4 protein-coding genes are annotated in these 2,745 nt (G+C 73.5%); 1 reads left to right on the top strand and 3 read right to left on the bottom strand.

Annotated features, from left to right (window positions below; translation table 11 throughout):
* The 3 genes from HY68_RS22375 to HY68_RS22365 all read right to left on the bottom strand — a co-directional run.
* Nucleotides 1–796, bottom strand: a 796-nt coding sequence (locus HY68_RS22375; RefSeq protein WP_041991548.1) for a phosphotransferase, incomplete at its 3' end; no start/stop codon positions are given.
* A 184-nt stretch (nucleotides 797–980) separates the two neighbouring features.
* Nucleotides 981–1,187, bottom strand: coding sequence for a hypothetical protein (locus tag HY68_RS22370; RefSeq protein WP_041991546.1), 207 nt, complete (start codon nucleotides 1,185–1,187; stop codon nucleotides 981–983).
* A gap of 200 nt (nucleotides 1,188–1,387) precedes the next feature.
* Complete coding sequence (locus tag HY68_RS22365; RefSeq protein ID WP_041991545.1) at nucleotides 1,388–1,657, bottom strand: hypothetical protein; 270 nt, start codon at nucleotides 1,655–1,657, stop codon at nucleotides 1,388–1,390.
* A gap of 205 nt (nucleotides 1,658–1,862) precedes the next feature.
* On the opposite strand from HY68_RS22365, the gene HY68_RS22360 reads away from it, so the two are divergent.
* Nucleotides 1,863–2,745: serine/threonine-protein kinase (locus tag HY68_RS22360; protein ID WP_041996837.1), on the top strand; the 883-nt coding region annotated here is incomplete at its 3' end.

Here is a 2,745-nt window from a genome sequence, read left to right as displayed (position 1 = left end):
CGGGGCCGCCCGCCGTGCGGTAGGCGCCGAGGAAACGGTGCCAGACGTCGGCCGACAGCAGTCCGGCGGCGTACCAGGCCGCCGGGCGGCCCAAGTCCCAGGCGGGGGCGCCGATACCGAGGTCGTCCACGTCGATGAGGAGCCACGGTCCTTCGGCGGGGTGGCGTACGAGCTGTCCCAGATGCAGGTCCCCGTGGCACAGCGCCACCGGACCGTCCGTCGGGGTCTCGTCGCGCGCCCAGCCGGGCAGCAGCGCCCACGCGCTCTCCACCGGGGCCACGGCCGGATGGTGTCCGGCCGCCCGCATCCGGGCAACGGCCCTGGCCGCCTTCGCGGGGCCGCGCATCGCGGGCAGCGGGCCCGGCAGCGCGGCGGGCGGTACGGAGTGCAGCCGGGCGATCAGTACCCCCGCCTGCTCCCAGGGGGCGGCGTCCGGGTCGTCGGGGTCCACGGGCGTGCCGTACGGCCAGGCGGTGACGAGCCTGCCCCGTACGGCCTCGGTGCCGGCCGGCGAGGACGGCGGGAAAGGCGGCGGCAGGGGTGGCAGGGGTGGCAGCAGGATGCCCGCCAGCAGCGGGTGCGCGGCCACAGCGAGTCGCGCCCGGTGGTCCGCCGGGTCCGTGTCGTCGGCGTGCGCCTTGGCCACGGCCTGCCCGTGGCGTACGACCACACCGTCCGGTCTGTCCGCCAGCACCGTCTCGTCCCGGCCGCAGGCCTCGCAGCGCTGCCCGGCGAGCTGCCGGTGGGCGGCGGCGCGGGCGACGTCGGTGAGTTGTCCTGCGACGGACGTGGTCATGGTGTCCCCCCGGAGTCGGCTCCTGCCCCGCGCAGAGCGTAGACGGCCGGGCCCGGACAGCGCGATGGCCGGTCAGCTCCCCAGCTGACCGGCCAAACGCTGCCGTCCGCCGCACCCCCGTCCCCACGGGGCTGTTGGCCGGATGTCCCCGACCCGGGCCGCTCTCCCGGGTCCAGGGCGCCGCTCAGCGCCCCAGCATCACGCCCACGGACGACGCTTGTGTGACTACTGCGTCCCAGCCGCCGAAGGCGACCGCGAGCAGAGCCGCCAGGGGAAGCACCATGAGCGTCGCCACCAACGGGTGGCGCGTACCGGACGGGCGCGTGCCGAACGCGGCGAATGCCCTACGTCCCTGCGTGCGGATCAGTGTCCGCGCTGCCGTGTCCGCCATGGTCCCTCTCCTGTCGTGATCCAACGGCGGCGGGTGTCTGACCTCGGGGGACGAGTGCTGCACCCGCCGCTTGACCTCAACACTAGGGATCCGGGGACGCCGGGTCGTCATGCCCGCGTACCCATTGGCTGGCCTCCAGGAGGATGAGTGGTCCGGCGGCCGCCTACTCCCCTGGGTGGAGAGGCGGCCCGGGACACCCGCTATCCCTTGGGGTCTTCCCTGAGGGGGCGCTCCACGGGGCGCTCCGAGGAGTCCTCCCTGGGGACCGGCTGCTCGACGAGCGCGAGGACGCGCGTGGCCATGAAGCGGGCCGTACGCACCACGGACCCGTTCCGGGTGACTTCACTCACTTCCACCACCCCCCTGCGCACCGCTGTCTCCACCCTGCGGCCCGCTCTGCTGGCCACCACTTCGTACGTCCGAGTCGTGTCACCCGCGTCCACGACTATCTCCACCCGGTCACCCTTCACGATTCAATCCCCCTTGTGCGACAGACCATTGGGATCTCGCGCGGGCCGTAAGGGGCGTGGATCCGTTGCCCCCTGACCACTCCTCAATTCTCCCACCGGGCACTGACAATCGATCCGGATGCGAGGGCGCGGCCTATGAGCGCACCGGGGTGCGGGTACGTAAGCTGTGCCACGTCACACGGACGACCGGGCAGCGGGGATGGACATGGCGATGATGCGGCTCCGGCGCGAGGACCCGCGTGTCGTCGGTTCGTTCAGGCTTCACCGGCGGCTGGGCGCGGGCGGCATGGGTGTCGTCTATCTGGGATCGGACCGGCGCGGCCAGCGGGTCGCGCTGAAGGTGATCCGACCGGATCTGGCGGAGGATCAGGAGTTCAGGTCACGGTTCGCCCGCGAGGTGTCGGCGGCGCGACGGATCAGGGGCGGCTGTACGGCCCGGCTGGTCGCCGCCGACCTGGACGCCGAGCGTCCGTGGTTCGCGACGCAGTACGTGCCGGGGCCCTCCCTGCACGACAAGGTGGCCGAGGAAGGGCCGCTGTCGGCGGCCGAGGTGGCCTCGGTGGGGGCCGCGCTGTCCGAGGGTCTGGTGGCGGTGCACGAGGCGGGGGTGGTCCACCGCGACCTCAAGCCGTCGAACATCCTGCTGTCCCCGAAGGGCCCGCGCATCATCGACTTCGGCATCGCGTGGGCGACGGGCGCGAGCACGCTGACCCATGTCGGCACGGCGGTCGGCTCCCCCGGCTTCCTGGCGCCCGAGCAGGTGCGGGGCGCCGCGGTGACCCCGGCGACGGACGTGTTCTCGCTGGGCGCCACGCTGGCGTACGCGGCGACCTCCGATTCGCCCTTCGGACACGGCAGTTCGGAGGTCATGCTCTACCGGGTGGTGCACGAGGAGGCGCAGCTGTACGGGATGCCGGACGCGCTGGCGCCGCTGGTGCGGGCCTGTCTGGCGAAGGACCCGGAGGAGCGTCCGAGCACGCTCCAGCTGTCGATGCGGCTCAAGGAGATCGCGTCCAGGGAGGCGCAGGGCCTGTCGGGCGGCCGGCCGCCGGCCCAGCGCGAGCGGTCGGAGCTGGACCAGCCGACGG

Origin of the sequence: Streptomyces sp. AcH 505 (assembly GCF_000818175.1) — a bacterium.
GTDB lineage: Bacteria > Actinomycetota > Actinomycetes > Streptomycetales > Streptomycetaceae > Streptomyces.
The sequence above is the reverse complement of the archived record's forward strand: the minus strand, read 5'-3'. Positions and strand labels throughout refer to the sequence as shown.